This window comes from Mycobacterium interjectum (genome assembly GCF_900078675.2).
Classification (GTDB): domain Bacteria; phylum Actinomycetota; class Actinomycetes; order Mycobacteriales; family Mycobacteriaceae; genus Mycobacterium; species Mycobacterium interjectum.
Genome location: NZ_LT546237.1, coordinates 2,083,402 through 2,110,334, shown reverse-complemented (window position 1 = coordinate 2,110,334; position 26,933 = coordinate 2,083,402). Strand labels below are relative to the sequence as shown.

Below are 26,933 nucleotides of genomic sequence, written 5' to 3'. Positions count from 1 at the left end.
CCGCCCGCCCCGCCGGTGCCCAACAGCCATCCGCCATGGCCGCCCGGACCGCCTGCCGCGCCGGTGCCACCGGTCCCACCGGCCCCGCCGGTCCCGATCAGCCCCGCGGCCCCGCCGGCCCCGCCGCCGCTACCGGACGCGCCCGACCCGCCGGCCCCGCCGGAACCGAGCAACCAGCCGCCGGCCCCACCGTTGGCCCCGGTCCCGGGCGCCCCGTTAGCGCCGTTGCCGATCAGTGGCCGCCCCGTCAACGTCAGGGTGTAAGCATTCGCCGTGTCCAGAAGGTTTTGCTCGATGGCTTGCAGGTCCGGGATCTGCAGAAACGCTGCGCTCGTGGCCTCGGCGGAGGCGTAGGTGCCCGCGCCGCCGCTCAGCGCCTGCACAAACTGCTGCTGAAACGCGACCGCCTGGGCGCCCAACGTCTGATACGTCTGCCCATAGTTGCCGAACAACCGCGCGATCGCGGCCGACACCTCATCGCCGGCCGCCGGCGCAATTCCGGTGGTCGACGGCGCCCAGGTCGCCGCGGCCTCTTTGATCGCCTCCCCGATTCCGCTCAAATCCGCCGAGGCCGCGGACAAGGCCTCAGGTGCTGCGATCAGGAAAGCCGACATCTTCGACTCCCATCAAGTTCAACGGGGCGACTCGGACCGCTAACTCTATTGAGTAGACCCAGGAATGTGAAGCTTTTCTGGGCTCGGCACAAGCACTACTTCCGCAGCGTGAATTGGTTGAGGTCGGTGTAGCCCTTGCGGAACAGATTCGCGCAGCCGGTGAGGTATTTCATGTACATCTCGTAGACCTCTTCGGACTGGATCGCGATGGCCTCGTCTTTGCGTGCCTCGAGGCCCGCGGCCCATACGTCCAGGGTCTTGGCGTAATGCCGCTGCAGCGACTGGCGGCGCTTCAGCTTGAAGCCGGCCTTCGCCGAGAACTCCTTGACCATGTCGATGGTCGGCAGGAAGCCGCCGGGAAAGATTTCGGTTTTCATGAAGTCGCTGAATTCGACGATCGCCGGAGTGAGCGGCAAGCCGGACTCGATGATCTCCTTCTCCGACAGGACGGTGATCGTGTGCAACAGCATCGTGCCGCCGCTCGGCAACAGCTCGTACGTTCTCTCGAAGAAGGCGTCGTAGCGGTCGTAGCCGACATGTTCGAACGGGCCGATCGCGACGATCCGGTCCACCGGCTCGTGAAACCGCTCCCAGCCCTCGAGCAACACGCGCTTGGAACGCGGGCTGTCCGATGCGGCGAACAGCTGCTCGACGTGGGCGACCTGGTTCTTGGACAGCGTGATTCCAATGACGTTGACGTCGTATTTCTCGATGGCTCGCATCATGGCCGCGCCCCAGCCGCAGCCAAGATCCAGCAGTGTCATGCCCGGCTGCAAGCCCAGCTTGCTCAGCGAGAGGTCGATCTTGGCGATCTGCGCCTGTTCCAGAGTCATGTCGTCGCCGCCAAGCCAGTAGGCGCACGTGTACATCTGGGTGCGGTCGAGGAACAGACGGAAGAAGTCGTCGGATAGGTCGTAGTGCGATTGCACGTCCTCGAAATGCGGCGTCAGCTCCTCAGCCATCTTTGATGTTGCCTCCAATCCCTGTGCGGCCAGGGGTGTGTGGATCGATCCACCCGAGGTGACCGTCGCTTGAGGTTACGACGGCGCCCGTCTTTCCTGCCAGAGATACGGTGACGGCGACGGCGCTTCTAGCCGCCCGCGTGGGCCAGATCGATGGCGTACTGATTCACGAAGGTGCCCGCCGGCGGATCGCCTTTGTCGCAGGTTCCGTCGGATTCGCCGGGACGCTTGATCCACAGGTACGCGTCGGCGTGCGCGCCCGCGGTGGCGGTGGTCGGCGGAGTGCCCAGCCCTCGGCCGCTGGGGTTGCACCAGTTGAGCCCGGAGTCGGGCGCCGGCCCAGCGCCGTTGCGCGAGGTGTCGATCACGTAGTGCGAACCATTCGTGAGCCCGGAAATCGCTTCCCCATAACCGATTTCGTCCCCGGTGGTGTAGAAGTTCGCGGTGTTGAGGCTGAAACCACGCGCCCGGGCGACATCGACCTTGTTGAGCCGGGCGGCCATGTCCTCGGCGCTGTGCCAGCGCAGGTGACCTCCGTCGACGTAGACCGCCGTGCCCGGATTGCGCGTCAGCGTGTCGACGGCGTAGCGAATCAGGTCGTAGCGTTCTTGGCGCTGGTCGGCCGACAGGCAGTCGGCCATGGCCAGTGCGTCGGGTTCGAGGATGATCGCCGTGCGCGTGGCGCCGACGCTGGACGCGATGCCGTCGATCCACCCGCGGTAATCGTCGGCCGAGGCCATGCCACCGGCGGCGAAGCTGCCACAGTCGCGGTGCGGGATGCCATAAACCGCCAGCACCGGGATGGCGCCGGCAGCCGCCGCGTCGCCGGTGTACTTCGCGACCGTCGACGCGGAAGAGCCCGGGACGATCCAGTACGCCTGCGGCGTGTTGGCGATGGCGGTCAACTCGGGACTCGGCGGGTCGGCGTGCTGCGCGGCGCGCATGGCCGCCGAGTTGGGATTGACGTAGAAGGGCATGCCGGCCAATGGATTGGCGTCATCGGCCAGGCGCACCGCGGGGTCGACGAGGAAGCTCGTCCCGACAACGGCCGCAACCGTGAGGAGGGGGGCGATCCACCGCGAAACCGCACCAATAACTGAGAACGTCACCCCAGGGAAAGTAGTCCATGCAGTGCCAGGCGCCGACGGCAGGTGATGTGGGTTCGACTCGGTCGGCAGCGAGCTACATTACCCGTATGCGCGTCGTCCGCCTGTTCGGAGCAGCCCTGGCGATTCTCACGGCGGGGTTACTTGTGGCAGCACCCGCCGGCGCCCAACCGCCGTCCAAGCTCGCCGACCACGTCACTGACAACTCCGGGGCGTTGACAGACTCCGGCCGTGCTGCGGTCAACTCGGCCATCGACCGGCTCTACCGCGATCGGCACATCCAACTGTGGGTGGTCTACGTCGACAACTTCTCCAGGTTCAAGCCCGACAACTGGGCGAATCAAACGCGCAGCGCCAGCGGCATGGGCGAGCACGACGCGCTGCTGGCCGTGGCCACGAACACCAAGCTGTACGTGTTCGACGTGCCGGGCCTCCCGGCGGCCGAGTTAAACGCTTTGCGCAGCAACCAAATTGATCCGGCGATCAACGCCAAGGAATGGAGCATCGCCGCGGTCGCTGCGGCCGACGGGCTGGACAAATCGGCAAGCCCGGCAACCCCGCCGAAGCGCAACTGGGTACCGACCGCGATCGCCGTCATCGTCGTTGTGGTCGTCATCGTGGTGGTGGTGGTGGTTTTCGTGCTCTATCGCGCGCGCCGCCGCCGGCGCGCCGCGCGCGGCGATGGGCAGGTGAGCATCGAGGGAAGCGATCGGTCGTTGGGCCAGGCGTTGTCCACCGCCGACGCCAGGGTGCGCCGGATCTCCGACTACACCGCCCGGCATCGCGACAGTATCGGCGCCGAGGCCCAGGCCCGTCTCGAAGACGCCAAGCGACACCTCGCAGCGGCGCAGGGCACGCAAGCAACGAACGAGGCCGACGCGATCGCCTATGCCAACAGGGCATCGACACTGGCCGCTCAGGCGCAAACGCTGGCAAACACCGACGTGCTGGCCGCGCACCGCACGCCGCGGCGTCGAGGCAGCGCATCGAAGCGATGATCGGTCGAAAGCCCTTGCGGCGGTGGTGCTGTCAGGTGCAAAGGATGGGGGCGTCGCACACATTGCCGGGGCAGTAGGTCGAGTGTGCGGCGTTGACCAAGGTTCCGACGTCCAACAACGTCACGCCCCTCGCATTTAGATGGGCGTGGACGTCGTCCGCGATCTGCTGCGGCGTCCAACCCCACGTGAGGTCATAGCAGACCAGATGCGCCTCTCCGATGAGCGCCTCTTCCGTCTTGGGCGGCCACGTAAGGCCGACGGCGCGCAGTTGAGCGAGGTACGCGTCATCGGCCGGGGTGGCAGTCGCGACTGCACAGCTACCAACCAGGGCAGCGCCGGCCATCACGGGGACGGTAAGCATCGCCAGCCAGCGAGGTGAGGACATTGATACGGCTCCCTTTGTTTATGGCGTCGACGATGCCGGCGGTGCGGGGTAAAAGCGGCACGAATTTGAAGACACAAACATGGCGAATGGTAGCGCTGCGCAACGGCAATCGCGCGCCCCGCGGCCGCCGATTCTGTCTGGCCGGCGGCTAGGCTTTTCCGGCCTCGTTCCCGTAGCGTCCGGGACTGACCAGCGACGCCAGCGCGCCGGTCAGCATCATGGCTGCCGACGCGACGAATACCACCACCAGTCCGGCGTGGAACGGCCCCGCGATCAGCTCCGGGAAGAACGATTTGCCGGTGAGCACGTCGGCGTTGACGCCGGGTTCCTGCAAGGTATGCGATCGTGCGAGCAGTTCGGCGATCGGGTTGTAGCCCAGAAACGCCGCGAACAGGCTGCCCACCGGTGGCAGGTTGGCCACATCCTGCGCCACCGCCGCCGATACGCCTTGCTGTTGCAGCCCGCCGCTCAGCGCCTGCGGCAGTGTGTGCGCCAGCCCAATGACCATCAGCGAGAAGAAGACTCCGATCGACAGCGCCGAGCCGGCGTTGAAGAACGTCGCCCGAACGCCGGACGCGGCCCCGCGTTGCGCGGCCGGCACGCTCGACATGATCGCGGCGGTGTTGGGCGCGGTGAAGACGCCGCCACCCAGGGCGTTGAGGAAGGTAAGCAGCGCAAAGACCCGGTAGTCGAAATTCACCGGGATCATCAACAGCCCGATGAACGTGCCGGCCATCAGCAGCATCCCGGCGACGGCGAACGGCCGCGCGCCGAACCGGTCCGCGAGCCATCCTGCCGCCGGTGCCGCGAACAGGAACCCGACCGTCGCCGGCAACAGGTAGATGCCCGACCACAGCGGTGTCGACTCGAAGCTGTATCCATGAAGCGGCAACCAGATGCCCTGCAGCCAGATGATCAGCATGAACTGCAAGCCGCCGCGGCCCATCGACGACATCAGGTTGGCCAGGTTGCCCATCCCGAACGCCGCCGACCGAAACAACCGGATGTCGACCATCGGCTGGGCCGCCCGCAACTCGATGATGCAGAACGCGATCAACAAGAACAGACCGAACGCGATCGAACCCAGCACCCACGGGTTCGTCCAGCCCGTCGCATGATTTCCGTACGGCTGAATGCCGTACGTGATGCCCACCAGGATGACGGTCAGGCCGACGCCGAATGTCAGTGTGCCGGGCCAGTCCAACGGTCCGGGTGTGCGCACGCCGATCTCGTGCAGCGAACGCACGCCCCAGATGGTGCCCAGCAAGCCGATCGGCACGCCGACCCAGAAGATCGCGCGCCAGTCCCACCCCGACAGCAGCCCACCGATCAGCAGGCCGAGGAACGAACCGGCCACCGCGGCGACCATGTTGAATCCGAGCGCCATGCCGCGCTGATTGCTCGGGAATGCGTCGGTAAGGATCGCCGCCGACAACGCCATCAGGATCGCGCCGCCGATGCCCTGGATGACGCGCCAGCCGATCAGCCAAAGCGCGCCGCGGCCGAGGTGAAACGGGTCGAACGACAGCGCAATCGCCGCGACGGTGAACACCGCGAAGCCGAAGTTGTAGATGCGCACCCGGCCGAACATGTCGCCGAGTCGCCCGACGAACACCACCAGGACCGCGGTGACGACGAGATAGCCCATGAGCACCCACAACAGAAAGCCGATATTCGCCGGGGCCAGCGGGTCCAATCTGATCCCGCGGAAGATGGCCGGTAGTGAGATCAACACGATCGACGCGTTGATCATCGCCAGCAGCATGCCCAGGGTGGTGTTCGACAGTGCGACCCACTTGTAATGCGGGTGGTCGCGGTCCCATCGGAGCCGGCGGCCGTTGCGCTCGCTGGGGGCCAGCGTCGAGTCCGTCGCGGCGAGGCTGTCAACCATCTAGATCTCAGTCGTCATTTGATCGCTTCCGGTGGAATTGGTCCCGCAACAGTCGTTACTACAGTTGCACTAATGGGAGATACCACGGATACGACCTACGACGGCATCGAATTCGTCATCGCGGAACCGGACGTCGAACTCGCGGTCCAACGATCCGGGGAGGGTCCCGCCGTCCTACTGGTCGGCGGCCTCGGCATGCCGAGTATCACGTGGGACATTTGTGGACTTCCCCGGTCGCTCGCCGGGGCGGGGTTTCAGGTGATCAAATACGACGCGCGCGGAATGTCGCCATCTTCCGCACCGGCCGCGCCGTACTCGGTGGCCGACCTCGCCCGCGACGCCGCGGCCATACTCGACCATTTCGGGGCCGAACGGGCCACGGTCGTCGGGTACTCGATGGGCTGCTACGTCGCGCAGACGTTGCTGCGCATCCGTCCCGAGCTGGTGCGTGCGCTCGTCTTGTTCGCCGGGCTCCAGCCCTCGCCCGTGGGCGCGATGGTGGGGGAGATGGAGCTCGGCCTGATCGAGCGCTACGGCGAGGTGCCGCGTGAGGTCGTCGTTTTCGAGCAGTTGCTGACCACCCTGCACACGCCGATGCTGCAAGATCCGGCGATGGTGCAGGGCTGGCGCCAGGCGCTGTCGGCGGGCTACGAAAGCGGATGGGCGGGACCGGACGGCTTCAAGGGGCAGCTCGCGGCGTCGCAGCAGTGGATCACGGCCGGCGAACCGACCCCGGAACACCTCGGCGCGATCGACGTGCCCACGCTCGTCCTGGCGTTCGAGCACGACCTGTTCTTTCCGCCGGCGCTGTGCGCCGCCACGGCCCGACTGATTCCCGAAGCCGAATTCGCGCAGATCGATGGTGCAGGCCACGGCGGCATCTTCACCGGACCCGGAGACAGCGTCGACCGGATCACCAAGTTCTGCCGCGCCCACCGCGGGAGCTGAGCCGCGGACGTTTAGGCATCGGCGCCGTCCCACTCGTGGTCGTGCATGAACGCCTCCGGGATGTTCACCCGGTAGCGGGCGGCCTCGGCGAGAATGTTTCCCATCGCGAGCGGCAGCGCCAGGCTGGGCGCGGGATCGCGGGGCGTGAAGATGACCCCGTCGGTGCGCAGGTAATCGCGCAGGAATCCGCCGAATGTATTGCCCTGCCGCGCCGATTTGCGCCACCCGTACATCAGCATCCCCGGGCCCAGCATCTTGCGCGCGCCCGGCTTGGGCACGATGACCTCGTCGTTGACGCCGAAAAACGCCCTGTCGACCCGCGTTTCGGGATCGAACAACAGAATTCCGCTGGTGGACCGCGGATTACATTCGACCGCGAACAGCCCCCGTCCCGGCACCTCGATGAAGTCCAGCCCCATCTGCCCGGTGAAGTTGAACGCCTTGACGCAGTCGTGCACCCACGCGTCGATGCCCTCGTGGCGGGCCGACTCGAACGTCACGCACGACGTGCCGTCGATCGCGTAGCGCACCGGGTAGACCGCGTGCGCTTTCACTTGGCCATTGCGGCAGACGGAATACGAGCAATAGCTGGTGCCGTTCGCCCACTCCTGCGCGATCCACGGATTCGCGGCTTCGAAGCTCAGGCCGCGCGGCAGTTCTCCCGGGGTCACCTTGTGAACTTGCTGCGAACCGCGCGAGTAGACGGGCTTGAGCGCGAAGGGACGATCGAATTCCAGCGCCTCGAGCTCATGTTGGCTGCGGACCAGCGCGAAATCGAGGGTGGGTATGCCCAGCGCCTTCAGCGCGGCCTGGAACTCGTACTTGTTCTCCAGGCACGCCTCGACCTCGAAATCGGAAAAGAAACATTTGCTGCCGCCGGGAAACAGGTCGGGGTATCGCCTGATCGTGTTCGCGAGGATTTCGGTGCCCTCGTGGACCGGCACGACCAGGTCGACGCCCTCCTCGCGGGCGATATGCGCGACGGCTCGGGTCCATTCGACCGGCTCATACCTCGGCCGCGGCGTGCGGAACGCCCTCCTGACCGGTGCGGAGAACCTGGTGATCGGAAAGGGCACCGAGTCCGAAATCAGCACCTCGTGTCCCGCGGCACCCATCAAGCGGGCCAGGTGCAGCGACAAGAACGACCGACCGAACGTGATCAGCACCGTCTTTTTACTAAACTGGGACATCAAACCTCCGTTGCGAATACCAACCCCTCGTCGGGAGTACCCGCCCGCCCGGTTCGCTCCCAAAAAACCTGGGCACGCGAAGGGCGTGCCGCCCGGCGAATCGGTTCACAGTGCGGACCCAGCGAAGGCCTAGGCCGGCCTCATCGACTGCGTGTTAGCTCTGTCCATTACTTCTCAAGCCGACTGAAACTTGGGATCGGTAGGGCGAGCGAGACGACACGATTTCGCTATTCGGCGACCCTCCGGCGGTCGCCACGTCGTTCGGAGGTCGGGATGTCATTCGTAGTTGCGGTCCCGGAGTACGTGACGGCGGCGGCCTCGGATTTGGCCAATATCGGTTCGACGATCAGCGCGGCCAACGCGGCGGCGGCGGTTCCGACGTCGACGGTGGCGGCCGCGGCCGGCGATGAGGTGTCGGCGGCCATCGCGGCGATATTCGGCGGGCACGCGCAGGCCTATCAAGCGATCAGCGCTCAGGCGGCGGCGTTTCACCAGCAGTTCGTGCAGCTGCTGACCGCCGGGGCGGGTTCCTACACCAACGCCGAGGCCGCCAATGCCAATCCTCTGCAGGGGCTCCTCAACGACATCAATGCGCCCTTCGACACGTTCCTCGGGCGCCCGCTCATCGGCAACGGTGCCGACGGCACCCCGGGAACCGGCGCCAACGGGCAAAACNCGGCCCTGACCGCCGGCGGCAGCGGCGGCCCTGGGGGCTACGGCGGCGACAACGGCTACGTGTTCAGCGATGGTGCCGGCAGTATCTATGCCGGGGGTTCCTTGTTCGGCATCGGCGGGGCCGGCGGCGATGGTGGCGTGGCCCAGGCCGGCGGCCACGGCGGCACCGGCGGGCTCGGCGGTCTCGGCGGCCTGGTGTTCGGCCTCGGCGGCCACGGCGGCAACGGCTTCGGTGCACCCGGCTTGGCTTTCGGCGGTAACGGCAGCCAGGGCGGCTATGGCGGACTTCTCTTCGGCATCGGGGGCGCCGGCGGTAACGGCGGAACTGGCGTCGTCCCGGGCGTTGGCGGACAGGGCGGCTTTGGCGGGTACTACTTCTTCGGTCCGAACGGGGCGAACGGATTGCCGGGCTGATCGCGGCAGTCGTTGGATTCGATGCCCCGCTTCAACGAAAGCTGTTGAAAAGCAGCATATTTAGGCTGCAGCAACAACCCGGTCTCACAGGAACGGCGCCAGCAGGTCCGTCCGGGCCGGATTGAGCAGCACCGGGTCCGTCCACGCCGGCCATAGCAGCGCGGGGTTCGCGCCCGGCGGTGGCCAGTTGTTGTCGTCGGCGTAGGCCCACACTTCCACGGGTTGTCGTAGTACGCGGCCTTCTCGACCAGGCTGAACCAATCCTCGTGACGGTCCCGAATTTCTTGGCGTCGGACCCACCCGCCGTAAACGCACGCGCCGTGACGAGCGAGTTGATGTCTATCGGCCACACCGACGTCACCTCGCAGCGCGCCGCGCTCGGCGATCCTCATCCCCTGGATACCGGTGCTGGCGTTGGTCATCTTTTGGTGTTGCGCCGCAAGCCTTTTCGGCGGTCACCGACCAGTGCGGCCTGACATCACACCTCAACCGCGGACGCGATCTTGCTGACGACATCGCCCGCCTGATTGGCGGTGTCGAATCCACACCACAGCGTGTCGATGATGATGTTGTTCCGCACGCCCAGCGCACGCTGGCAGGCGAAGCCGTGGCCGCCGTCGAGGGTCTGCACCAGGCTCAGCGAGGTGCCGGTCGCCGCCAGCTCGCCGAAAGTCCATTTGACTGACGGGTCGCCGGGCTGGCTGAAGGTCAACGGCCGGTTGGCGCAGGCGGACCACCGCGGTTTGGCCTGAGTGAAGAATTGCTGGGCCACGTCGGCGTCGCGGAACCTGACCACGGCCTGCAGCAGGGCGTGCTTGCGCTGGGCCGCCGCGCGGGCGTTATCGAGGAACTGCCCTTCCAGGGCAACCCAGCTGCTGTCCCGGTAGACGGCGGCCTCGACGGGGGAATAGGCATCCAGGCAATTGCGATCCGAGACTTGGTCCTCGCTGTGCGACATCTCCGAAATCGGCCTGCGCAGAACCATATTCGTGGTTTGCCCCACGGCATCGACGTCGCCGGCGGTCAACAGCAGGTGGTCCAGGCGCGCGTTGAGAATCCGCGGGGTCTGCCAACGCCCCAGGTTCGGGGCCGCCACCGGGCGCCCGGTGGTGGACATGGTGCAGCCACTCAGCAGCAGGCACACGGCCGTCGTCGCGAGGATGGCGTAGCGCACGCCGCCCAGGGCGCGGCGTCCGCGCCCGGCCTGGCCGCCGACGGACCCGGGTGCGTTCGCTGACGGTGCGGTCATCTCGGGGTCTCCTGTCCGGGCCATACCCGACACAGCACGGCAACCGCGGCTGGCATTCGCCGTGTCGGCTACGAGCCCAGCTGATGCCTTGAAGTTAACGCCCCACCGCGGGTTCGGTGCGCAAGCACATTGTCGGCATGTCGCGTGGCCGGGCGCCGGTGGGCGGCTGTTCTCATAGGGGTTTCTAAAGCCCGGTTATGACGCTAGGCCGAGGAAAACCGCGTGTGAAATGCCTTTTGCGAGACAGCTATGTGTCTAAGGCATGAATTCCGGGGGCAACTTTGTCTGAAGATGGCCTGTCTACTTCCGGACCGGGAACACGATGGCCTGAGTCACGCCGCCGCCCCGACCGATCAGGCTTGCGATGCCGCCTTGGGCGGGTCGGCGATTTTCAGGTCGCGCCCGGCGCCGGCTGCCATGGTCGCCGCCTCGCCGCGGGCCAGGCCCACCGTCGCGGCGATCACCACCGCGGCCGCCACGGCCAGCACCAACCATTGCGTGCCGTCCGCATTCAAGGTCTCGCCGAGTACCGCGACTCCGAGTACCCCCGCCACGACCGGCTTCGCGACGATGATCGTCGGCAGCGAGGCGGTCAGCGCGCCGGCGCGATAGGCCGACTGGTGGAAGATCATTCCCGCCACGCCGGCGGCCACCCAGGCATACAACTCGGGCGTGTGCCACAGCTGGCCGGGTGTGTGCTCGATGACGTCGACGATGCCCTTCATCAGCACCGAGAACACCGCCAGCAACGAACCTGCCACCGCCGCCAGCAACAGCGCCGCCGCCGGACGGTCCGCCCAAATCCGGGCGCCGAGCACACCCAGCAACAACGGCGGGCCCATCACGACGGCCACCACGAGCCAAGCCTGCAGCGAGCCCTGCTCATGGCCGCCCGCGGGCTGCCCGACCGCGATGACGACGGCAAGTGCCACGGCCAGCAGCAGCGCCCACAGCCACTCGGCGCGGGTTACCGGATGGCCCGTCACACGCGAGTAGATCGGCAAGGCGAACAGCAGCGCGGTCACCTGCAGCGACATGACCAACAGCACCGAGCCCTTGTCGAGGGCCGCGGCAAGCAGGCAGTAGCTGGAGATGTCTCCCAGACCGCCCAGCCACCAGCGGGTATCGCGCAACAGCATGCCGAACAGGGTCAGGTGGCCGACCGGTTTGTCGGTGACCTCCTGTGCGGACCGCTGCCGGATCACGTTGCCGACCGCGGATGCCAGCGCGGCCAACAGAGCGAGCAGGACCGCCACATCCGTCCTCGACATGGGATGACCTCCTCGCTCACACGCCTGTTTGCGGCGTCGCGTTGCGCTGTTAGCTGTGTTGGCTCAGCGACGGGCTATTCATCCAATCTAACCGCGACTCGCGGACCCGGCCCGTCGAGCCGATCGGGGGCGGCCTCAGAGTGGAAATTTCGTGCCGGTGAGCTGTTCGGACAGCTCCCAGAGCGCGGCGGCGGTGGCCGCGCGCTTGGCCGGCCAATTTCGCCAGGTCGGCTGCGTGCGGCCATACAGGCCGAATCGGGGACCGATGAACGTGTCGCCCGGCAGGTCCTGCGATGCCGCGTACAACGTCTGGCGGGCACCGAAGTCCGCGTCGGTGGACACCAGCCGGTCGGCGGCCAGCACCGCCGCGTCGCCCAGTTTCCGGCCCGAGTTGCCTTGCAGGTTGGTATGCGACCAGCCGGGATGGGCGGCCAGCGCGCGCAGCGGAGAACCGGCGGCATGCAGGCGCTGTTGCAGCTCGCTGGTGAACAACAGGTTGGCCAGCTTCGACTGGCCGTAGGCCAGCCAGGCCGAATACCGGCGGGACTGCCAGTTGAGGTCGTTGAGGCTGATGAATCCGATGTGATGCAGCAGCGAGGACACCGTGACGACGCGGTCGGTCAGCTTGGGCAACAACAGGTTGGTCAGCGCGAAGTGCCCGAGATGGTTGGTGCCGATCTGACCCTCGAAGCCGTCGGCGGTGACCGCGTGTTTGGTGGCCATGATGCCGGCGTTGTTGACGAGGACGTCGACCCGCGCGGTGTCGTCGGCGAAGCGGCGCACCGAGGCCAGGTCTTGCAGGTCGAGCCGGCGCACCTCGATGTCGCCGGTCATGCGCGCGGCCGCGGTCTNAGCCGGCGCACCTCGATGTCGCCGGTCATGCGCGCGGCCGCGGTCTCGCCCTTTCCGGTGTCGCGCACCGCGAGGACGACGTGGGCACCGACGCGGGCCAACTCGCGGGCGGTCACCTCGCCCAGCCCGCCGTTGGCGCCGGTGACAATCGCGGTGCGTCCGGCGAACGAGGGCAGGTCTGCGGCGGTCCAAGCAGGCATGGCAGCCACCCTAGCTTCGAAATCGAGACGGCTTCCGACAAGCGCAAATCCGCTGTACAACAGCCCAATACGACCCTGCGGCGGTGCGGCGCGATCTCGCCCACCCCGACGCCGCGGGTATCGTTCGGGGGATGACCAGCGGAATCCCGCGAACCCAACGCTCGCCGAGCACGATGGGAAGCCCGGCATGTATCTAGCCATCATCGTCAATCCGCAGGCGCGCAAGAATCGCGCCGCGCCGGACCGCGCCGCCGACTTGCGCCGGATCGTCGGCCCCTGGGGCGAGGTGCACGAGACCGCGTCCGTCGAGGATCTCCGCAGGACCGTCAAGGAGCTCAATCCACGGACCACCCACCTCGTCGGCGACGGCGGCGACGGCGCGCTGCATTGGCTGGTCAACGAAATCGAGCACTGCATCGCCGATCCCGACCGCTGGCCGACCTTCGTGCCCAGCAACGGGGGAAGCGTCAACGCCGTCGCGCGCAAGGCGCGGGTGCGCGGTCGCGCCGACGGGATCATCCGCGCCTTGGCGACCGCCGCGGAGGCCGACCGCCCTCCGCCCGAGATTCGCCTGGACACCCTTGAACTCGACGGCGAAACCGAGGACGGCGCGGCGTTTCATCGGCTGTGCTTCGGGCTGGCCGCCGGCGGCGTCGGAAACCGGTTCTACGAAAGGTATTACGACTCGCCCGACCACGACCGCCTGGCCGTCGCCCGGGTGATCGCTCGCTCGTTCGGTGACTACCTGACCTCCAAGGTCGCCCCCAGCCGGGTGAAAACGCCGAACTACGCGTCCGTCCTGTTCACCCCGACGCGCGCCCGCGTCGTGATCGACGGCGAGGAGGTGCCGACGCGAACACACCGGTTGCTGCACGCCGGCGCCATCGACCTGCGCATCGGGGGCCCGTTCCGGCTCTTCCCGAAGGCCGCCCAGCCCGGTGCGCTGCATTTCCAAGCCGGGGAGGTAAGGCCGTCGAAGNGACCTTCGGGCCCAGCAACGGGGGAAGCGCCAACGCGGTCGCGCGCAAGGCGCGGGTGCGCGGTCGCGCCGACGGGATCATCCGCGCCTTGGCGACCGCCGCGGAGGCCGACCGCCCTCCGCCCGAGATTCGCCTGGACACCCTTGAACTCGACGGCGAAACCGAGGACGGCGCGGCGTTTCATCGGCTGTGCTTCGGGCTGGCCGCCGGCGGCGTCGGAAACCGGTTCTACGAAAGGTATTACGACTCGCCCGACCACGACCGCCTGGCCGTCGCCCGGGTGATCGCTCGCTCGTTCGGTGACTACCTGACCTCCAAGGTCGCCCCCAGCCGGGTGAAAACGCCGAACTACGCGTCCGTCCTGTTCACCCCGACGCGCGCCCGCGTCGTGATCGACGGCGAGGAGGTGCCGACGCGAACACACCGGTTGCTGCACGCCGGCGCCATCGACCTGCGCATCGGGGGCCCGTTCCGGCTCTTCCCGAAGGCCGCCCAGCCCGGTGCGCTGCATTTCCAAGCCGGGGAGGTAAGGCCGTCGAAGATCGTCGCGCAGCTGCCCGCGGCGCTCACCAACGGAACCATGCGCGGCGAGGGGATACGCGACGTCAACGGCCGCGAGATGATCATCGAGGCCGACGGGGAGCCGCTGTCGCCGATCATCGACGGCGAGCGGTTTCTCGGCATCACCCGACTAGTGGCCCGCGCCGGGCCGCGCATCCGCGTCGCCCAGGTGTCCGGGCGCTAATTCACACGATCAGCGCCGCGCCTGAATGGTGCGGGTGATCTGCGCCGAAAGCCTGGGGTCGTTCAGCAGCTGGTCGACCAGCGTGGCGAGCACCTCTTGGCCGGTGACACGGGCCACGCCGAGGCGGTCGGCGGCCTCTCGCTGCCAGATGTCCAGGGCCCGATGCTGGGCGGGCGTGAGGTCGACCGTGCGACGGGTCTTGGGGTTGCGCGTTCGTCCGAGGGCGAAGGGCTCGGTCGGTGCCGCGGCGACCGCGGGAGTCAGTGCGGCGCCGGGGCGGTAAGCGGGATCGGAAGTGCTCATGCTGGGCGACCTTCTCTGGGCGGCAGTAGGTCCGGCGATCAGTAAGTCACCTCAGTATATGCGGAGATGATGAGTCCCGCCCGCCGGCGCGGGGACCGGCGGCCCGCCCGGCTTTCCGTTGAAAAGGCAATTCGTTGTCGTTCGGGCGCCGAGCAATTGTCGCCCATAAGCCGTTTGGGCGCGAAAACCTATTGCACGCCAATAGCGATCCACGAAGCGGCCCTGGAATTCGCGCCATGGAAAAGGAAATCATTCGATACTTATAACCGCAAGTCCGTACCTCAGTATCTACGTCATAGCCAGATGAACAGGCGATACGTCGGGATACGGCCTGCTGAGTTACTGATCGCAGTATTTGCACGCGCGCTTTCCTATCGCCTTGGAAATTGCTCGACTATGAGCTGCATCACGCGTTCGATGGGTTGAGCCTGTGAAATCAATGTGCAGCCGCAAAATGGTCTTTTCTGGAGTGCGATCGACCCTTACCGTGGAATTACTAATTGCGATGTAAGGCAGTTGTTGTTCCGATTTCGGCTCACGACCGACCACCGACCTGGAAGGGACTCCTCGATGCACACGCTGATCGACTACTTGCGGATGTGGCAAGCGCGCCGACCAAACCAAACCCTCTTCCGGTTCGTCGATGCCGAGGGCCGCGAGCTCGAGCGCTACACCTACGACAGTTTCGACGAGCGCACGCGCGAGCTGGCGGCCTACCTGTCCACCGAGGCAGGGCTCAAGCCCGGGGATCGGGCGCTGCTCGTCTACCCGCCGAGCTTGGAGATGGTTGCGGCGTTCTTCGCCTGCGCTCGCATCGGCGTGATCGCCGTGCCGGTCAGTGCCCCTCTCCCCATGGCGTTCGAAGCCGGGCTGGCCAAGCTCAGCTTCATCGCGCGGGACTCCCAGGCCAAGGCCGTGCTGTCGACCAAGGAACTCGAGCACACCTTTCGTCAGCTGCTGGACCACCGACCGGGCGCGCTACCCTGGCCGGACGTCGAGCGGCTCCCGGAGCTGCCCTGGGTGGCGACGGACGGGACGCGGGACTTCGGCGGCGAACCCGTGGCCGATACGCCCGGCCGGGTCCTCTTCCTGCAGTACACGTCCGGGTCCACCAGCGATCCCAAGGGCGTGGTCGTGACCCACGCCAACGTCATCGCCAACGCGTCGGCGTTCACGGACAGCGAGGTGGCGGTCAGCTGGTTGCCGCAGCACCACGACATGGGCCTGATCTCGGCTTACCTGTACATCGTCGTGCTCGGCGGGACTACGCACGGGATGTCCCCGGAGGACTTCCTCAAGCGACCCTCGTCCTGGCTGCGGCTCATCGGCGAGGCGCGCGCCACCCAGACGCCGGCGCCGAACTTTGCCCTCGAGTACTGCCTGCGCGAGGACAAGCTGCCCGCCTCGGAGCTCGCCGGCGTCGATTTGAGCAGCCTCAAGTCCATGGTCATCGGCGCGGAACCGCTGCGGGCCAAGACGTTCGCTCGATTCCGGGAACGCTTCGCGCCCTACGGCCTGCGCCCCGACGCGGTGACCGGTGCCTACGGCCTGGCCGAGAACACGCTGGCCGTGTCCCTGGGGGGCCGCCAGACCCTGGCCGTGAACAAGCGGGCTTTGCAGCAGAACGTCGTTCGCGTCGAAAAGGCCCTGCCAGAGAACAACAACCAGGCCCCGCTGGTGAGCAGCGGCAAGCCCGCCGCCGGAACCATCGTCCGCGTCGTCGACCCCCAAGACCGGCGGGCGCTGGGCGAGGGCCGGGTCGGCGAGATCTGGCTGGCCGGACCGTCCAAGGGCGGCGGCTACTGGCACCGGCCGGACGTCACCGCGGAAATGTTCGAAGCCCGTATCCACGGCGACGACGAGCACAGCTATCTGCGGACGGGCGACCTCGGCTTCCTGTACGAGGGGGAACTGTTCGTCTGCGGCCGGACCAAGGACCTGATCATCGTCCGGGGCGTCAACTGCTACCCGTCAGACATCGAGGCCGTCGTGGAACGGTCGGCCGCCCAGGTCCGCCACGGCTGCGTCGCGGCCTTCGGCGTCGAGCGCGAGGACGAGGAGGTGTTGGTCGTCGTCGCGGAGGTGCGTGGCGAGCGTGACCTTCCGGACGGCAGGGCCCTCGCGCGCGCGATCCGGCGGCACGGGCATATCGACCCGCACACCATCCTGTTCGTGCCGCCGCGCAGCATCCCCAAGACCACCTCGGGGAAGATCAGGCGCTCGCAGACCCGCCAGCTGTGGCTGGATGGCAAGCTGCCCGTGCTGGCGACCTGGGTCCAGAAAACCCACACAGGGCCGGACGCCGGCACGGGCCCCCTCGGCCGTTTCCGCCACCTCATCGAGAGTTACGACCTCACCGGGTATGAAGAATGCTCCTTCGCGGATCTCGGGATCGACTCGCTGGCCCTGGCCGAGCTTCGCGCGGACCTGCAGGCCCTGCTGGAAGAGCACGGGGCGGGGGACCTCGCCGAGGACGTCAACACGCGGCTGCTCCAGCGCCTGACGGTCGCCGAATTCTTCCGGCTCATGCGGCAGTTCGGCGATCGGTCCGGGCAGCCGCTGGACGCCCTGCGGCGCGCGCTGGATCAGATCTCGGCCGAGTACGAGGCGCAGGAGACCGAGCAGATGCGCGCCGATGCGCGGCTGCCCCTGCCGGCCCTACCGCCGGCGCGATCCGGCGCGCCACGCGACCTCCTGCTGACCGGCGCGACCGGCTTCCTGGGGCCGTTCCTGGTGAACAGCCTGCTCGGGCAGACGTCGCACACCATCCACGCGCTGGTCCGCGCCACGGACCCGGGGCACGGCCTGGACCGGATCGTCGCGTCGCTGCGCCGGGCCCAGCTCTGGTCCCCGGCTCTGGAAGCCGAGGTCCGTGCGCGGGTGCGCGTGGTGTGCGGCGATCTCGCCGAGCCTCACCTGGGCATCGGCGAGGCGGAGTTCGGGCGGCTGGCCGACAGCGTCGACGCCATCGTGCACAACGGTGCCCTGGTCAACTACGTCCGGACGTACGACGCCCTGCGCCCCGCCAACGTGCTGGGCACGCTGGAGCTGTTGCGCCTGGCCATGACCGACCACCCCAAGACCTTCCACCTGGTCTCCAGCACCTTCATCTATGGCTGGAGCACCGAGCCGGTGGTCGGGGAGTGGGACGCCAACGCGAAGATGAGCGGCCTGGACTTCGGCTACTCGCAGACCAAGTGGGTCGCCGAGCAGTTGGTGCTGGCGGCGCAGCGGCAGGGCCTCGACGTGCGCATCTACCGGCCATCGCTGATCTCGCCCACCAGAGCGGGCTTCGGCAGCCAGGACGACATCCTGGTGCGGCTCACGGCGTTCATGATCGAGCACGGGCTGGCCGTCGACGCGCTCAACCAGATCAGCCTGCTGCCGGCGGACCTGATCGCCGACCACGTCGTCGCGCTGATGGGCTTGCCAACGGATGCCTCCTGTGGCGGGCACGTCTACAACATGACCGCGGACGATTACTACAACCTGACGGACATCACCCGGGTCTTGTCCGAACGCCACGGCTACCGCTTCGACTACCACAACATCCCGTCGTTCGTGGAGCAGCTGAACCGCCGGTGCACGCCGCGCGATCAGCTCTATCCGCTGGTCGATTTCCTCGTCCGTTCGGCGGACAAGATCGCCGCGATGCGGGACAAGCGGTACGACAACACCCAGTACCGGAACGCCCGCGCGATGGCCAAGGTCCACCTGCGGGAACCGGCCCTGACCGACACGGTCGATAATCTCGTGCGTTTCTTGCGGCGCGAGCAGCTGATCACCGAGGCTGAGGCGGAGGAGCAACGCAGTGCCTGACAACCGGAAGGGGGTGCACCATGTTCACGGTCGACGAGCAGGCCACGGGTCCGCACGACGCTGCGCTCGATCACGAGCGGATCGTCCTGCAGGCGCGTGACGTCGAATTCGACTGGGCGAAGCTGCCGTTCTATTACGTGCCCAACGAGCCCTTCACCACCCACTTCTGCAACGTGCTGCACCTGCTGCTGCCGGCGGGCGAGGAATTCATCGTCGACGCGTTCAAGAACACCTTGCCGCTGATCAAGGACGATCAGCTGCGGCTCGACGTGCAGGGCTTCATCAGCCAGGAGGCCATGCATTCCCAGGCGCACGCCGGCGTGCTCGCACACTTCGAGGCCAAGGGCATCGACGTGACGCCGTTCACCGACCAGATGGCCTGGCTGTTCAACAAGCTCATCGGCGACCGGCCAGGGTGGAGCCCGCGGCGACGGGCAAGTTGGTTGCTGGAGCGCGTGTCGATGGTTGCTGCGCTGGAGCACTACACCGCCATCCTGGGCGAATGGGTCCTCGACACGCCGCAACACGACGCGCTGGGCACCGACCCGGTGATGCTGGACCTGCTGCGCTGGCACGGCGCTGAAGAAGTCGAACACAAGGCCGTCGCATTCGACACCATGAAGCACCTGCGCGCCGGGTACTGGCGGCAGGTGCGCACCCAGCTGCTGGTGACGCCGTCGTTGCTGTGGTTGTTCATCCGCGGTGTGCGGTTCATGTACTCGGTCGACCCACACCTGCCGCCGGGGAGCAAACCGCGCTGGCGGGACTACTTCCGCGCGGCGCGCCGGGGTTTGGTGCCCGGGCCATTCGAATTCCTGGGAGTCATCGGCGCGTACTACACGCCGAACTTCCATCCGTCCAAGCTGGGCGGCGTGGGACGGGCGGTCGACTACCTGGCCCGCTCGCCCGCCGCGCGCGCGTCCTACTGAGGTTGCCGGATGACTCAGTTCAGCACCGTGACCGCGTCGGACGGCGTCTCGCTGGCGGTCCACACCTACGCCGGCATCGACCCGCGGCGCCCGACCGTCCTGGCCATCCACGGCTACCCCGATAACCACCACGTGTGGGACGGCGTCGCCGCGAAGCTCGGTGACCGCTGCAACTTCGTCGCCTACGACGTGCGCGGCATCGGCGAGTCGTCAAGGCCGGCAACCCGATCGGGGTATCGATTTACCCATCTGGTCGACGATATCGGCGCCGTGATCGACAGCCTGGGCGTCGGCGGGGTGCACCTGCTGGGCCACGACTGGGGGTCCATCCAGGGCTGGGCGGCGGTCACCGACGAGTCGGTGATGGGCAAGATCGCTTCGTTCACGTCGATCTCGGGGCCGCACCTGAACTATGCGGGCAGGTTTCTGAGGTCACCGCGCACGCTGCGCGCCGTGGCCGACGTGGTCAAACAGTTCCTGGCCTCCGGATACATCTGGTTCTTCCTGTGCCCGGGCGTGCCCGAGCTCGCGATCCGGTCCGGGGCCACGATGAAAGTCTTTGCGGCCGTTGAACGCATCGGTCGGCCACGCGGTGCCGGTCCGCGGCCCGCGGCCACGACCCGGTCGATCGATGATTACCTCAACGGCCTCAACCTGTACCGTGCCAACATGCCTGGACCGATCCTGGCGCCGCCGGCGCAGCTGCCGCAGACACGAGTCCCGGTGCAGGTGCTGGTGGCCCGCAAGGACTACTTCGTGTCACCTGCCCTGCAGGGGTTCACCGGTTCCATCCCGGCCAACAGCAGGATCGTCCCGATCGAGGGCGGGCACTGGGTGGTGGCCTCGCATCCCGACGTCGTTGCCCAGCTCACCAGCGACTGGGTCAACTCGGTCGTCGCATTCGACAGTCCAAGGAACTCCCTGTGACACATGCCATTTGGAGCTCCAGACCCGCCGACCTGTACGGCCGCCGCAAGCGCGACAGGCTTTACACGGCGTTGTGGGGTGTGGGCACGGTGTTCGGCGCCTTCGCGACGGCATCGCGGTGGACGCCGTCGCGGGTGTTACCGGTACAGCGGACGACCACCGCGGTGGTCACCGAGCGCGAACTACTCACGCCCGACGTGGTGGCATTGACCCTGGCGGATCCGGACGGCGGGTTGCTGCCGTCGTGGACACCCGGCGCGCACATCGATGTCCGGCTGGCCTCGGGCCGCCGCCGGCAGTATTCGCTGTGCGGGCCGCCCGGGCGGCGCACCGACTACCGCATCGCCGTGCGCCGGATCGCCGATGGCGGAGGCGGTTCGAGGGAAATGCATGACACCTTCGACGTGGGCGACACCCTCGTGTTCGAAGGCCCTCGCAACGCCTTCTACCTCGTCACGGACGAGCAGGACGTGTTGTTCGTCATCGGCGGCATCGGGGTGACACCCATCCTGCCGATGATCCAGGTGGCCCAACAGCACGGAATCAATTGGCGGGCAATCTATGCCGGCCGGTCCCGCGAGTACATGCCGCTGCTGGACGAGGTGCTGGCCGTGGACGGCGAGCGGGTCACCGTGTGGGCCGACGACGAGCAGGGCCGGTTCCCCACCACCGACGAGCTGCTGGCGGGCGCGGGCCCGAAAACGGCCGTCTACGTGTGCGCGCCGACGGCCATGCTCGAGGCGGTACGCGCGGCTCGCGACGAACACGTCGACGCGCCACTGCATTACGAGCGGTTCAGCCCGCCACCGGTCGTCGACGGCATTCCCTTCGAGCTGGAACTCGCGCGCTCGCAGCGGGTGCTCAGCGTGCCGGCCAACCGGTCGGCGTTGGCCATCATGCTCGACCGCGACCCGGCGACCGCGTACTCCTGCCAGCAAGGGTTCTGCGGGACCTGCAAGGTCAAGGTGCTGGCCGGCGACGTCGATCGGCGCGGACGTACCGTGGAGGGCGACGACGAAATGCTGGTCTGCGTTTCGCGGGCGAAAAGCGGTCGCGTGGTGATCGACGCCTGATCCGCGGGCTACGACCCGGCCGTCCCCATGGTGCCCAACAGCCCCCACCAAAAGCGAAGGCGAAACTTTCGCCGAAGACCTTTCGAACACGCGTGCGATGGCTATCTCCAGGGCATGAGTGACAACACGGAGCAGGCGCCGCGCGAAAACCCCGAGAAGGACACGTCCGACTGGGTGACCGGGGACGAGCCGATGACGGGACCCCAGCGCAGCTACCTGCATACGCTGGCCCAGGAGGCAGGTCGCGGCGTTCCCGACGGCATGACAAAAGCCCAAGCCTCCGAGCTGATCGACGAATTGCAACAGCACACGGGACGTGGCGCCGACTAGCCTGGTGGCCGACTCGGGATGGTCGGCGTCTGCGGATCGGTCGCCTTGCGGGTGAGGTCGTGGAACCTGACGCTGACGCGCTGAAATCCCTTGACGCGCTCGGCTTTTGCCCGCTTGGCATAGGTCTTGCGGTCGGCCTCGGTCAGGTCCGCGGATTCGACGAACGGGGTGAGCAACGCGCGCGGGTATAGCCGCTCCACGAGAACGACGTTGATCTCGGCGCAGAGCACCAGCGTCGACGACACGAGGAAAAGGAACGCCAGCAGCCCCAGCACCAGCGCGAAAACGCTGTTGGTGGCGCTGGCCGTCTTGACGGTGTGGCCGACGTAACCGGCGCCGAACCGCTGCAGGATTTGCCAAATGAACGCCGCCGCGAGCGCTCCCGGCCAGACCTGGCGGTACGTGAGTTGGCGGGCGGTGGTCACGCGAAACGCCACCAAGCAGATCAGGCCGTTGATGGCGATGGCCGCGAGCGTGAGACCGAACTTCCCGGCGACGCCCAGCGAGCCTGCGGCCTGGCCGACCGCGGACAGGACAGTGGAAGCGACGGCGGCCGACCCGAGGACCACCAACAACAGCGCGCTGCGCACGCGCGACCATATTGGGTTGGGGCGCTTGTTCCTCGGCACGGCCCACACCGAGTCCATGGCGTTCTGCACCGCCTGGCCGACGCCGAGCCCGCCATAGAGGGCCCCCACGATCCCGACGACCACTGCAACGGTGCCGCCGCTGAGCCCCTCGGGCTGGTGCAATTGGCTTCCGATGACGGGGAATTGGCTCAACGTGCTGTGCAGCACCTGGTCCTGCAGATCGGGGCGTCCGGCCAGGATCACCCCGAGGCCCGTGGTCAGCAGGAGCAGCAGCGGGAACAGCGATACGAACCCGTAGTAGGTGATCAAGGCGGACAAATAGCCGCCTTGATCATCGAGGTACTTGTAGATGACGGCGATCACCACGCCGACGGTGCGGTTCCGTCGCTGCAGCCTGTCCAGCCAACCGACCATCCGTGCTCACTTCACCTCGCAAAGCCGACACCACCGATCGGCTCACCACCTCATACCCAGATTTATGAATGGTCAACCGCGCTGGTTTGATTCGTTTAGCAACCGATTGCCGACGGCCGCGCGACCACATAGCCTTCATGGATGGCCAAAGTCCTGTTCGTCATGACCGCAACGAGTTACTGGACGCTCAGGGACGGGACCAGGCACCCGACCGGATATTGGGCCGAAGAGTTCGCCGCCCCGTACAGCGCGCTCAGCGGGGCCGGCCACGAGGTCGTCGTGGCGACCCCCGGCGGCGTGGTGCCGTACGTGGACGTGATGAGCCTGCGTCCCTCGATGGCCGGCAGCGAAGAGATCGCCCGCCAACTCGAGGAGACCCTGCGATCCGCCGAAGAGCTGCGCCGCCCAATCGAACTGGCCGACGCGCGCCTGGACGATTACGACGCCCTCTATTACCCCGGCGGCCACGGCCCCATGGAGGACTTGTGGCGGGACGCCGACTCGGGTCGACTCCTGACCGCCGCGCTCGCATCCGGCAAGCCACTGGCCGTCGTGTGCCATGCGCCGGTCGCCCTGCTCGCCACGCGGCGCAAGGGCGTCTCACCCTTCGCCGGTTACCGGGTCACCGCCTACACCAACGACGAGGAGGACGCGGTCGGCCTGCGCGAAAAGGCCCCATGGACGGCCGAGGACGAATTGGTCAAGCTTGGCGTTGACTTCGTCCGCGGCGAGATCTGGAAGCCGTTCACGGTCGCGGACCGAAACCTCTACACCGGCCAAAACCCCGCCTCGGCCGCGCCGCTCGCAAAGGAATTGCTCAAAGTACTCAAGTAACGGACCGCCGCCGGTAAGCCGCACCGGTCGTTTGAAAATCGGAAAACGCCGGTCAACGGGCCCGCGCAGCGATTAAATCGTTACTAAGCGGGCATCGGCGGCATACGGCAGGAGGACCGACATGACCGAGGCAATCGCGGCGGACGCGGAAAAAGCGAGACCGCGCCGATCAAGGCGTAGTCGAACACGTTGCGCGGTGGGGGCTTTCGCGCTCGCATTGGCGGGACTGCCGGCGATCGCCATCGCCGAACCGGCCATCAGCCGCGCCGACGATCCGCCCCCTTGCGCCCCCGGTTGGGCGTGGNCCGGCGGCCCGGGCGGGCCGGGCGGTCCCGGCGGCCCGGGCCGCCACTAGTCGGCGGGTGGGTGTGCGTCCTGGGCTTTGCGTGTGAGTCCTGGGACGAAAAATCGCCCCAGATCTCGCCCCCGTGCACACTCGAAGCCCTCAGCGCACATTGATGCGCCCGAACCCGCACCACGGCGCCGCTCGAACGGTCGTTATACTGGCTAAGTAAAGCTTGATTTCGACACCGGAGAGCAGGGCGCATGCCACGCACAGACAACGACACCTGGGACTTGGCCACCAGCGTGGGAGTGACGGCCACGATGGTCGCGGCGGCCCGGGCGATCGCCACCAACGCCGACAACCCGCCGATCGAGGACCGGTTCGCCGAACCGCTGGTCCGCGCGGTCGGCGTGGAGTTCTTCACGCGATGGGTCAGCGGCGAGCTGAGCGCCGCCGACGTCGATCACGAGGAATCCACCTGGAAGCTCGAGCACATGCCCGATGCGATGGCTGCGCGCACCCGTTTCTTCGATTTGTTCTTCCAAAACGCAATCGACGCCGGAATCCGCCAGGCCGTGATCCTGGCGTCGGGCCTCGACGCGCGCGCCTACCGGCTGCCGTGGCCGGCGGACCTGACCCTCTTCGAGATCGACCAACCGGAGGTCATCGAGTTCAAGGCCGCGACCCTGGCCGGGCTGGGTGTCACTCCGAGGGCCGACTTGCGTACCGTCGCAATCGATTTGCGATACGATTGGCCGAAGGCATTGCAGGAAGCGGGGTTTGACCCGAGCCGGCCCACGGCGTGGATCGCCGAGGGGCTCTTCGGCTACCTGCCGCCGGAAGCCCAAGACCGGCTGCTGGACAATGTCACCGCCCTCAGCGCCGGCGGCAGCCGGCTGGCCTGTGAGGCCGTCCCGGAAACGCCGGATCGGGATCGCGAACGGGCGCGAGAGATGATGCGCGTCGCCGCCGCCAAATGGCGTGAGCACGGTCTCGATCTGGAGTTCGCCGATCTGGGCTTTGAGGGCGAGCGCAACGACGTCGAGGCCTATCTGCAAGGACTGGGGTGGCGCACCACCGGCACCCCGATGAGTCAACTGCTGACCGAGATCGGTCTCGCGGCGATCCCGCAGACCGACGATTCGGTGTCGGTGGCGGACACGATCTATCACACGTCCATACTGGGCGGATGACGGCAGCGCAGCGCCGCGGTCTCAACGACGCGGTCACCCGGATGTGGGGCTTCCTCGCACCGGCCTACGATCTCCCGTTGCTGCAGCGGTGGGTCTACCGCCCGCCGCACGACGAGGTGATCGCGCAGCTGCGCGCCCACGAGGCGCGCAAGATCGCTGACATCGCCTGCGGCACCGGCATTCTCAGCGATCGGATCGAGCGGGAACTCCATCCCGACGAGATCTACGGCGTCGACATGTCCGACGGCATGCTCGCCCAGGCTCGCGCCAGGTCCGACCGGGTGCAGTGGATGCGCGGCCCGGCCGAGCGACTGCCGTTCGATGACGGGGCGCTCGACGCCGTCGTGACGACCTCGGCCTTCCACTTCTTCGACCAGCCGGCGGCCTTACGGGAGTTCCACCGCGTGTTGGCGCCCGGCGGGCTGGCGGCCGTCGCGGCCCTGAGCACCCGGCAACCGCAGCTGCAGGCGTCCGCGACCAATCGGTGGAAGCCGCAGCACAACGCGTCGCCGGCCGAGATGCGGAGCCTGTTCGAAGGCGCCGGGTTCGCGGTTACCGATCAGCACCGCATCCCGCGGCCGATCTGGACCCGGATCGTGTCCGACCTGATCACCGTCGGCACCAAGAGCTAGCCGCGCGGGCGCCCAGTGAAATTCGCCTTCCCGCTGCCGCACATGCTGAGGCTCAAGGCGATCGCCCAACCGTGGGAGGCGGGAGTCACCGGCGCTGACCAAACCCGAATGGTCAAGCGCGCCGAGGCGATGGGCTACGACATGATCGCGATCCCCGAGCATTTCGTCATCCCCACCGACCACGTCGACCTGTCCGGTCCGCACTACCTCCAGTCGACCGTCGCGCAGGCCTACATCGCGGGCGCCACCGAGAAGATCCGGCTGAATTCGTGTGTCACGATCCTGCCGCTGCAGCATCCGATCGTGCTCGCCAAGGCGTTGGCGACGGCCGACTGGATGTGCGGTGGGCGCATGATGGTCACCTTCGGCGTCGGTTGGCTGGAACGCGAATTCGACTTCCTCGGCGTGCCGTTCCACGAACGCGGCCGCATCGCCGACGAGTACCTCGAGGCGATCATCGAACTGTGGACCAGCGAGTCACCGCGCTTCGAGGGCAACTACGTCTCGTTTCGCGACATGGCGTTCGAGCCCAAACCCGTTCAGAAGCCCCACCTTCCGGTATGGATCGGTGGTGACGCCGACGCCGCCCTCAAGCGCGCGGCGCGATTCGCCTCCGGTTGGTGGCCGTTTCTGACCCCGCCGGACCAGATCGCCGAGCGTGTTGAGTTCATCAAGAGCCAACCCACCTACGACGGGCGCCCGTTCGAGGTGATGCACGGGCTGGGCACCAACCGCGTCGGCGAGGGGCATCGCGTCGTCAAGGACCCACACGCGCGCCCCGGCATGAGCGCCCAGGAGATCGTCGATCGCCTCAATCGGCTCGCCGAGCAGGGTGTGACCTTCAGCGCGGCGCCGGTTCCCGCCGTGCGCGGGATCGACGAATATCTCGACTACGCCCACTGGGTGATCGAGGAGATCAAGCCCAAAGTTGCCTAGGTGCAACCGGTCCCGCCAACGCCCGCCTCACCGGTCGGTGGGGCGGGCGTCGCGCGGGTCGGCTTCTTACAGCGGGATCCAGACCCCGAAGAACCAGAAGCCCCACTGGTTGAATCCGGGATCCCATACGGGCGTCTCGTTGTAGCCGTAGTAGTTGATGGGGCCATACCCCCACGGCGCGCCGGGT

General features: G+C 67.3%; 23 protein-coding genes and 4 pseudogenes. 15 read left to right on the top strand and 12 right to left on the bottom strand.

Features of this window, described 5'->3' with window-relative positions:
• The 3 genes from BN4348_RS44545 to BN4348_RS44535 form a co-directional block, all read right to left on the bottom strand.
• Positions 1-614: PE family protein (locus BN4348_RS44545; RefSeq protein ID WP_142308809.1), on the bottom strand; the 614-nt coding region annotated here is incomplete at its 3' end.
• A 95-nt stretch (positions 615-709) separates the two neighbouring features.
• A complete protein-coding gene (locus tag BN4348_RS44540) occupies positions 710-1,576 on the bottom strand; it encodes a cyclopropane mycolic acid synthase family methyltransferase (RefSeq protein WP_066913846.1) in 867 nt (288 codons plus the stop codon).
• A gap of 128 nt (positions 1,577-1,704) precedes the next feature.
• The gene (locus BN4348_RS44535; RefSeq protein WP_066913844.1) at positions 1,705-2,685 is read right to left on the bottom strand and encodes a glycoside hydrolase family 6 protein; all 981 of its coding nucleotides are present in this window, start codon (positions 2,683-2,685) and stop codon (positions 1,705-1,707) included.
• A gap of 86 nt (positions 2,686-2,771) precedes the next feature.
• Here BN4348_RS44535 and BN4348_RS44530 point away from each other — a divergent pair, with 86 nt between their 5' ends.
• Positions 2,772-3,680, top strand: a complete 909-nt coding sequence (locus BN4348_RS44530; RefSeq protein ID WP_066913842.1) for a TPM domain-containing protein — start codon at positions 2,772-2,774, stop codon at positions 3,678-3,680.
• Positions 3,681-3,711: 31 nt separating this feature from the next.
• Here the strand turns inward: BN4348_RS44530 and BN4348_RS44525 are convergent, their stop codons facing one another.
• Complete coding sequence (locus BN4348_RS44525; RefSeq protein WP_096866155.1) at positions 3,712-4,065, bottom strand: DUF732 domain-containing protein; 354 nt, start codon at positions 4,063-4,065, stop codon at positions 3,712-3,714.
• Positions 4,066-4,213: 148 nt separating this feature from the next.
• Positions 4,214-5,956 carry an MFS transporter gene (locus tag BN4348_RS44520; RefSeq protein WP_066913840.1) on the bottom strand — a complete coding sequence of 581 codons (1,743 nt, stop codon included), beginning with the start codon at positions 5,954-5,956 and terminating at the stop codon, positions 4,214-4,216.
• Positions 5,957-6,028: 72 nt separating this feature from the next.
• Here BN4348_RS44520 and BN4348_RS44515 point away from each other — a divergent pair, with 72 nt between their 5' ends.
• A complete protein-coding gene (locus BN4348_RS44515; protein WP_066913838.1) occupies positions 6,029-6,904 on the top strand; it encodes an alpha/beta fold hydrolase in 876 nt (291 codons plus the stop codon).
• A gap of 11 nt (positions 6,905-6,915) precedes the next feature.
• On the opposite strand, the gene BN4348_RS44510 is transcribed toward BN4348_RS44515, so the two are convergent.
• Positions 6,916-8,094 carry an ATP-grasp domain-containing protein gene (locus BN4348_RS44510; protein ID WP_066913836.1) on the bottom strand — a complete coding sequence of 393 codons (1,179 nt, stop codon included), beginning with the start codon at positions 8,092-8,094 and terminating at the stop codon, positions 6,916-6,918.
• Positions 8,095-8,367: 273 nt separating this feature from the next.
• Here BN4348_RS44510 and BN4348_RS62520 point away from each other — a divergent pair.
• Positions 8,368-9,180: pseudogene (locus BN4348_RS62520) on the top strand (PE family protein); the annotation flags it as partial.
• An 87-nt stretch (positions 9,181-9,267) separates the two neighbouring features.
• On the opposite strand, the gene BN4348_RS62175 reads toward BN4348_RS62520, so the two are convergent.
• Positions 9,268-9,402 carry a hypothetical protein gene (locus BN4348_RS62175; protein ID WP_264034429.1) on the bottom strand — a complete coding sequence of 45 codons (135 nt, stop codon included), beginning with the start codon at positions 9,400-9,402 and terminating at the stop codon, positions 9,268-9,270.
• 101 nt (positions 9,403-9,503) lie between these two features.
• Between BN4348_RS62175 and BN4348_RS60050 the strand changes: the two genes are divergently transcribed.
• Positions 9,504-9,659 carry a hypothetical protein gene (locus BN4348_RS60050; RefSeq protein ID WP_160040476.1) on the top strand — a complete coding sequence of 52 codons (156 nt, stop codon included), beginning with the start codon at positions 9,504-9,506 and terminating at the stop codon, positions 9,657-9,659.
• A gap of 2 nt (positions 9,660-9,661) precedes the next feature.
• On the opposite strand, the gene BN4348_RS44500 is transcribed toward BN4348_RS60050, so the two are convergent.
• The 3 genes and pseudogenes from BN4348_RS44500 to BN4348_RS44490 form a co-directional block, all read right to left on the bottom strand.
• The gene (locus BN4348_RS44500) at positions 9,662-10,432 is read right to left on the bottom strand and encodes a sensor domain-containing protein (RefSeq protein ID WP_066913832.1); all 771 of its coding nucleotides are present in this window, start codon (positions 10,430-10,432) and stop codon (positions 9,662-9,664) included.
• Positions 10,433-10,785: 353 nt separating this feature from the next.
• A complete protein-coding gene (locus BN4348_RS44495; protein ID WP_066913830.1) occupies positions 10,786-11,703 on the bottom strand; it encodes a DMT family transporter in 918 nt (305 codons plus the stop codon).
• A gap of 135 nt (positions 11,704-11,838) precedes the next feature.
• Positions 11,839-12,755, bottom strand: a pseudogene (locus BN4348_RS44490) (oxidoreductase).
• 187 nt (positions 12,756-12,942) lie between these two features.
• Between BN4348_RS44490 and BN4348_RS44485 the strand changes: the two are divergent.
• Both BN4348_RS44485 and BN4348_RS63115 read left to right on the top strand, forming a co-directional pair.
• Positions 12,943-13,734: pseudogene (locus tag BN4348_RS44485) on the top strand (diacylglycerol kinase family protein); the annotation flags it as partial.
• Positions 13,735-13,739: 5 nt separating this feature from the next.
• A pseudogene (locus tag BN4348_RS63115) lies at positions 13,740-14,480 on the top strand (retinol dehydrogenase); the annotation flags it as partial.
• Between the two features lie 9 nt (positions 14,481-14,489).
• On the opposite strand, the gene BN4348_RS44475 reads toward BN4348_RS63115, so the two are convergent.
• Positions 14,490-14,783, bottom strand: a complete 294-nt coding sequence (locus tag BN4348_RS44475) for a hypothetical protein (protein WP_066913828.1) — start codon at positions 14,781-14,783, stop codon at positions 14,490-14,492.
• Positions 14,784-15,353: 570 nt separating this feature from the next.
• Here BN4348_RS44475 and BN4348_RS44470 point away from each other — a divergent pair.
• The 5 genes from BN4348_RS44470 (at position 15,354) to BN4348_RS44450 (ending at position 21,861) form a co-directional block, all read left to right on the top strand.
• Positions 15,354-18,602: a thioester reductase domain-containing protein gene (locus BN4348_RS44470; protein ID WP_066913826.1), complete on the top strand. Its 3,249-nt coding sequence runs from the start codon at positions 15,354-15,356 to the stop codon at positions 18,600-18,602.
• Positions 18,603-18,622: 20 nt separating this feature from the next.
• On the top strand, positions 18,623-19,531 hold the full coding sequence (locus tag BN4348_RS44465) for a metal-dependent hydrolase (RefSeq protein ID WP_066913824.1): 909 nt from the start codon (positions 18,623-18,625) through the stop codon (positions 19,529-19,531).
• 9 nt (positions 19,532-19,540) lie between these two features.
• Positions 19,541-20,458 carry an alpha/beta fold hydrolase gene (locus tag BN4348_RS44460; RefSeq protein WP_066913822.1) on the top strand — a complete coding sequence of 306 codons (918 nt, stop codon included), beginning with the start codon at positions 19,541-19,543 and terminating at the stop codon, positions 20,456-20,458.
• Positions 20,455-21,531 carry a PDR/VanB family oxidoreductase gene (locus tag BN4348_RS44455; RefSeq protein ID WP_096866154.1) on the top strand — a complete coding sequence of 359 codons (1,077 nt, stop codon included), beginning with the start codon at positions 20,455-20,457 and terminating at the stop codon, positions 21,529-21,531. Before BN4348_RS44460 ends, BN4348_RS44455 begins: the two co-directional genes overlap by 4 nt.
• Positions 21,532-21,645: 114 nt before the next feature.
• Entirely contained in the window at positions 21,646-21,861 is a 216-nt protein-coding gene (locus tag BN4348_RS44450; protein WP_066913818.1) for a DUF3072 domain-containing protein, read from the top strand.
• Here BN4348_RS44450 and BN4348_RS44445 read toward each other — a convergent pair.
• Positions 21,858-22,865: a YihY/virulence factor BrkB family protein gene (locus BN4348_RS44445; RefSeq protein ID WP_066913816.1), complete on the bottom strand. Its 1,008-nt coding sequence runs from the start codon at positions 22,863-22,865 to the stop codon at positions 21,858-21,860. The genes BN4348_RS44450 and BN4348_RS44445 overlap by 4 nt on opposite strands.
• A 141-nt stretch (positions 22,866-23,006) precedes the next feature.
• On the opposite strand from BN4348_RS44445, the gene BN4348_RS44440 reads away from it, so the two are divergent.
• The 4 genes from BN4348_RS44440 (at position 23,007) to BN4348_RS44425 (ending at position 26,746) form a co-directional block, all read left to right on the top strand.
• Positions 23,007-23,699: a type 1 glutamine amidotransferase domain-containing protein gene (locus BN4348_RS44440; protein WP_066913814.1), complete on the top strand. Its 693-nt coding sequence runs from the start codon at positions 23,007-23,009 to the stop codon at positions 23,697-23,699.
• 546 nt (positions 23,700-24,245) lie between these two features.
• Positions 24,246-25,178, top strand: a complete 933-nt coding sequence (locus BN4348_RS44435) for an SAM-dependent methyltransferase (RefSeq protein WP_066913812.1) — start codon at positions 24,246-24,248, stop codon at positions 25,176-25,178.
• A complete protein-coding gene (locus tag BN4348_RS44430) occupies positions 25,175-25,810 on the top strand; it encodes a class I SAM-dependent methyltransferase (protein WP_066913811.1) in 636 nt (211 codons plus the stop codon). Before BN4348_RS44435 ends, BN4348_RS44430 begins: the two co-directional genes overlap by 4 nt.
• 15 nt (positions 25,811-25,825) lie before the next feature.
• Positions 25,826-26,746, top strand: a complete 921-nt coding sequence (locus BN4348_RS44425; RefSeq protein ID WP_066913809.1) for a TIGR03619 family F420-dependent LLM class oxidoreductase — start codon at positions 25,826-25,828, stop codon at positions 26,744-26,746.
• Positions 26,747-26,933 lie beyond the last annotated feature (187 nt).